The organism is Micromonospora sp. NPDC023814 (assembly GCF_040639595.1).
Classification (GTDB): domain Bacteria; phylum Actinomycetota; class Actinomycetes; order Mycobacteriales; family Micromonosporaceae; genus Micromonospora.
This window is the reverse complement of sequence record NZ_JBFAAF010000150.1, coordinates 1-5,534: the sequence shown is the minus strand read 5'-3', so window position 1 is coordinate 5,534 and position 5,534 is coordinate 1. Positions and strand designations below refer to the sequence as shown.

The following is a 5,534-nucleotide window of genomic DNA, read 5'->3' as shown; positions in this document are numbered from 1 at the left end:
AACTCGTCGAACGACCCACCGCCGAACTCGACACGACCGACGCCGCAGCCGCCTGATCAAGATTTCTCATCCACAAGTCTTGACTATTGCTCCCGCGAAGTAGACACGTCATCCACAGGACTTGACGATTTCTCCCGCCAGCACCCCCAGGTCGTCACGGACGGCGGCGAAGTCCACACCATCCGTTACGGCAGCCGCTGTATCGCGTCCGGCCGGGTGTGCCCGGCCCGCTCGGCCAGCTGCCAGGAGCCCGGTCGCGAACGCCGCAGCCCACGGCGCGGCTCCACCCGCCCGAACCGGCCCCCGAAACACCCAAGCGCCCCGGCCAGGACCCGCTGCCAGCAGGCCAGGTTTAGGCTGTGGCACGCGGCCACCGCCAGATCCGAGGTCGTGTCCACAACGTACGGACGGATCAGGCGCTGGCCGCCTCGCGTCCACCCCACCCGAGCAGCAAAATCTCATGCGACGCATGGCCTGCTGGCGACCGAAGATCGCTAGCAGGCAGGAGACACCTTGGACCACCAGTAGTAGTCCGCGATGACGGGACACGTCCCACTTTTGACGACAAGGGTCCTCCAAACCGGGGATGCGGAGCAACATCGACCGTGGCTACTGTCTCGTCCATGCGCCGTACCCCTCCGTGCGCGAGCCCTAGCACCACCCAGCATGGCCCGTGCAGCGCTCCGCTATCCGTTCCAGTTCATGATCGACTCAGACCATGACCACCGTGTACCTGACGTCGTCTGGTGTCTCCGCCCGGCCCGCTGCCGCAACCCGTTGGCCCGCCGCACGGCGACCTCTCCGATCGGGGCAGCCCCACACGTCAGGGCCGACTAGTCCCCGGCCGATTCGCGAACCGCGAGCTCGTAGTGGTCCATCCTATAGAAACGCCCAGTGCCGTAAGCCTGAAATCAATGTCGCAGCCGGCTAATCGCGCGTGTGATGCGCCTGCGCCGGCTTTGGCGCTGCCGGCCGGCTCTCGAACTCTGACCCAGAGAAGCACAACGCCACCGTGCACTTTTCCAGCTCGCGATAAAGGCTGTCCTTGCACGCCAAGGGGCCGTCTCGACAACAGCCTGCAGTAAGTCGCATAGCCGGGAAGCACCAACTTGAGGAAACGCCTTGTTTCGGTCACTTGAAGACGGACTACGTGAATCCCTCTACGAGGGACGCTACGAGGAGCTTCACGGCCCGCTCTGCAAACTCTTCCACGACGACATTTTCCGCCGCAGCGACGGGCTGACCACGGCACAGCAGTGTCAGATTACCTACGATCGCCTGCGGTTTCTCAACACTCACACCGGACCTGGCAGGGCGCTGGTCCAAGACCCTGCCCGGCTGTTGGCGGTGACCGAGTGGAGTGGCATCGCCGATGGCAGCTTACTCGCGCTGGCAAGCATTCACTACAACCTCTGCATCGGTACGATGCTCGACGCCGGGGGTGGCCGGGCTGAAATCGACGGATACCTCACCGAGCTGGACGACATGAGCTCGACGGGCGTCTTCCTCGCCACCGAACTGGGCTATGGCAACAACGTTGCGTCGCTGGAAACCAAGGCGGTGTACGACCGCGATACCGAGGAGTTCGTCATCCACACCCCGAGCCCACAGGCCCGGAAATTCATGCCCAACACCGCACATCCGGGCGTACCCAAGATCGCGGTGGTGATGGCGCAGCTGATTGTGGACGGACTCAACCACGGGGTCTTCCCCTTCATAGTACGAGTCCGCGACGTGGACGGACCGTGCCCGGGCATCACGATCTTTCCGCTGCCAGAGAAGTCCGGATGGTCGCTGGACAACGCAATCACCTCCTTCGACCAGGTGCGTGTTCCCCGCGCCAACCTGCTCGCCGGACCGCACGGCGAGTTCACCGCGGGCGGCACCTTCACCAGCACGCTCGCTCTACGCCGCGGTCGTTTCCTTAACTCCATGCGGCGGGTGGGGTTTGGCAAGCTCATGTTGTCCGCGGCCAACGTCGCCATGGCCCGGGCCAGCACCTATATCGCGCTCCGGTACGCGCACCAGCGAATGACGTTCGGCGCCTCTGGGGAAACCGTGCCGGTCATCGCCTACCGGACGCACAAAGCTAGCCTGTTCGGCGCCCTGGCGCTCACCTACGCGATGACCTTTCTGGTCAACCACGCCAAGCACGCCTGGCTAGGGCGCGCCGACGACCTCGACCCCGAGATCGAGCGGATCCTGACCGCAACCAAGGCACTCTGCACCTGGGGCGCTGCCGACGTCTTCCGGGAGTGCCGGGAACGGTGCGGGGCCCAAGGACTATTCGCGGCCAACCGGGTCGCCGACTACATCATCACGAATCAGGGCGCCGTCACCGCCGAAGGTGACAACCAGGTCATCCTGCTCAAAGCGGCGCAAGAAATGACCCGAGGCAGGTCCTACGAGCCTCCGCCGATCAGCTCACTGCCCCCGCAGGGCCGGCAATTGGACGACCTTGACTGGCTGCTGTCGTTGTTTGAGCAACGCGAGGCGTTGCTGCACGGCGAACTGAACCGCCGCACCCGGCACCAGCGCGACAAGTCCCGCACCCGCTTCGAGGTCGCTAACGACTCGGCCAACCTGGCGCTGCGGCTAGGACGCGCCTACGGCGGTCGTCTGGCGCTACGGGAATTCTGCGCCGCGATCGAACGGACGTCAGACCCCGCGGCACAGCATGCCCTGGCGTTGCTCGCTCGGCTGTACGCGGTGCAGGAACTCGGCCGGGACTCTGGCTGGTTCCTCGCCGAAGGCCTGATCACCGCAGACCACGTCCGGCAGATCCCGGACTTCGTCGACTCGTTGTGCGCCGACGTGACACCGCACTCAGCCGCCATGGTGGAGGCCTTCGGCATACCGAACAGCATGCTGCAGGCGCCCATCGCGGCATCAGACTACGTCGCCCACTACGAGGACATACTCAGCCAGTACGGGAGTGTCCCTCATGTCCGTTGAGGCAGGATTCAACCCAGCTGAGAGCCGCGCGGCGGTGGTGTGCGGTGCGGGCGCGGCGGTGCCCCTGCACGTCGAGACCAACGACGACCTGGCGCGCCGGATGGACACCTCCGACGAGTGGATCCGGCGGCGAACAGGAATTGGGCAGCGGCACATCATCAAGCCGGGCGAAGCGACGTCTGATCTGGCCGTCGAGGCGGGACGGCTGGCCATGGAGTCAGCGGGTCTGAACGAAGTCGGCTCAGTCGTCGTCGCCACCACCACACCCGACCGCGTTTGTCCGTCCACCGCTCCCGAGGTCGCATCACGCCTCGGCCTCACCGGCGTCGCCGCGTTCGACGTCAACGCCGTCTGCAGCGGCTTTCTGTACGGGCTTGCCACCGGGGCAGGCCTGATCGCCGCTGGCGTTTCCGGCAGCGTCCTCATGATCGGCGCCGACACCTTCTCGACCATTGTCGATCCGCTCGACCGGTCAACTGCGCCGATCTTCGGCGACGGCGCGGGCGCGTTCGTGCTGCGGCGCGGCAGGTCGAGCGAGCCCGGGGCCCTCGGCCCGTTCGACCTGGGCAGCGACGGCCACAACAGCGACCTCGCGGCGGTCCCGGCCGGCGGATCACGACAAAAGGCGGCGGAAAAGGCCGGAGACCATTTCCTCGCAATGGCGGGTAAGGACATGTACCGCCACGCCGTGGATCGGATGACCTCCTCCGCCCTGCTGGCGCTGCGGCGCGCTGGTTGGACACCGGCCGACGTCGACCGGGTAGTCCCCCACCAGGCCAATATCCGCATTATTAAGGCCGTCGCCAAGCACCTCGCCGTGCCCATGGACCGCGTGATTGTCAACATCGACCGGCTCGGCAACACGGCGGCCGCCTCGATCCCGATCGCCATCGTCGACGCCATGGCCAAAGGCACCATTCAACCCGGTCATCGCGTGCTGGTCACCGGATTCGGCGGTGGCCTGACCTGGGGATCAACCACGCTGGTCTGGCCACAGATCAGCCTTCCCAACAGTTACGGGAGGTAGTAATGCTCGACACAATTCGCGATCTGCTTGTGGAGCAGTTCGAGGCCCAGCCGACGGACGTCCACCCGGACGCCGAGCTTGAGGACCTGCTGCAGGACTCGCTCGACATGGTGGAGTTCGGGGCTGCACTCGGCGAGGCCCTGAATGTCCACCTGAGCGACGAGGAGATGAGTGAGCTGACCACAGTGGGCGATCTGCTGCGACGGATCGAGAGCAAGGGCACAAGCGCCTAATGTCCAGCCGCACCGTGGCGGTCACTGGCCTTGGCTTGGTCACTCCCGCCGGTATCGGAGTCGGTGAGAACTGGCAGCGCATCTGCGGCGGCCGCTCCGCGGCAGCACGCGACCCCGAACTCGCCGACCTTCCCATCGATATCAGCTGCCGGGTGCCGGGTTTCGAGCCGGTGGCGAGGCTGGGCGCCACCCACGCGCGCCGGCTGGACCGGCACGTGCAGTTCGCCCTCGTCGCGGCGGCCGAGGCGCTGGCGGACGCCGGCCTCGATCATGAAACGTGGGATGGTGCCCGAGTGGCCGTCGTAATGGGTACTGGAGCCGGCGGTCCCGGCTCCAGTTACACCCAGCACCAACGGCTGATCGGTCACGGTTCCGCCAAGGTGTCAGCGCACGCCCTGCCGATGCTGCTTCCCAACATGGTGGCGGGCCAGCTCGCGATCGACTTCCATGCCACCGGCCCGAATCTCGTCACGTGCACGGCTTGCGCCGCCGGCACCACCGCAATCGGGATGGCGCGGTACTTGCTACTATCCGGCGCGTGCGACGTCGCCGTCACCGGTGGCGCCGAAGCTGCGGTCAACCCCCTGTTCATGGCGGGCTTCGCGCGGTTGGGCGCGCTGTCCCGCAGGCTCGACGAGCCGGCGCGAGCGTCGCGTCCGTTCGACGCCGCCCGTGACGGATTCGTCGCCGGTGAAGGCGCCGCGGTGCTCGTGATGGAACGTGTGGACGATGCGCACGCACGCCGGGCTGACGTACATGGATACCTGGCCGGATATGGAGCCTCCGCCGACGCTCACCACGTGACCGCGCCAGAGCCGGACGGGCGGGGAACCGAGCAGGCGATGCGCGCCGCGCTGGCTGACGCCGGTGCAGAGCCCGGTGACGTCGGACATGCCAACGCACACGGCACCAGCACCCCACTCAACGACCTCACGGAGGCCATGGCGCTTTGGCGAATCTTCGGTGACGGCGTCGTCGTCACCTCCACGAAGGGTGTGACCGGGCACATGCTCGGCGCGACGGGGGCGGTCGAGGCTGTCTACACGTTGCTGGCTTTGAAGAACCAGTGTGTCCCTCCGACGGCAAACGTGGAAAAGCTCGATCCGGATATCCCTGTGGAGATCGCGACGGGCGCGGTCCAGCCACGGCGCATGAGCCTCGCCATCAACAACTCTTGCGGGTTCGGCGGCCAGAACGCCGCTTTGCTGTTCAGCCGCGACGCTTAGTGGTTCAGGGCGTAAGTCCTTCGGGGGTTATGCGGCCAGGGCGTGTGCGGCAGGCTGGTGATCGCAGCCGGTGGGCTGTTGGAGGTTCTGCTC

At 66.2% G+C, this 5,534-nt stretch carries 4 protein-coding genes; all 4 read left to right on the top strand.

What is annotated here, in order from left to right; all coding sequences use genetic code 11:
* Positions 1-1,122 precede the first annotated feature (1,122 nt).
* Genes AB0G14_RS34455 through AB0G14_RS34440 form a run of 4 tightly spaced genes read left to right on the top strand, consistent with a single transcriptional unit; the run spans position 1,123 to position 5,441 of the window.
* Entirely contained in the window at positions 1,123-2,955 is a 1,833-nt protein-coding gene (locus AB0G14_RS34455) for an acyl-CoA dehydrogenase (protein ID WP_357704785.1), read from the top strand.
* Positions 2,945-3,982 carry a beta-ketoacyl-ACP synthase III gene (locus AB0G14_RS34450; protein ID WP_357704783.1) on the top strand — a complete coding sequence of 346 codons (1,038 nt, stop codon included), beginning with the start codon at positions 2,945-2,947 and terminating at the stop codon, positions 3,980-3,982. The genes AB0G14_RS34455 and AB0G14_RS34450 overlap by 11 nt, the downstream gene beginning before the upstream one ends.
* A gap of 2 nt (positions 3,983-3,984) precedes the next feature.
* The gene (locus AB0G14_RS34445; protein ID WP_357704781.1) at positions 3,985-4,215 is read left to right on the top strand and encodes a phosphopantetheine-binding protein; all 231 of its coding nucleotides are present in this window, start codon (positions 3,985-3,987) and stop codon (positions 4,213-4,215) included.
* Complete coding sequence (locus AB0G14_RS34440) at positions 4,215-5,441, top strand: beta-ketoacyl-[acyl-carrier-protein] synthase family protein (protein WP_357704779.1); 1,227 nt, start codon at positions 4,215-4,217, stop codon at positions 5,439-5,441. Before AB0G14_RS34445 ends, AB0G14_RS34440 begins: the two co-directional genes overlap by 1 nt.
* The last annotated feature ends 93 nt before the right edge of the window (positions 5,442-5,534 follow it).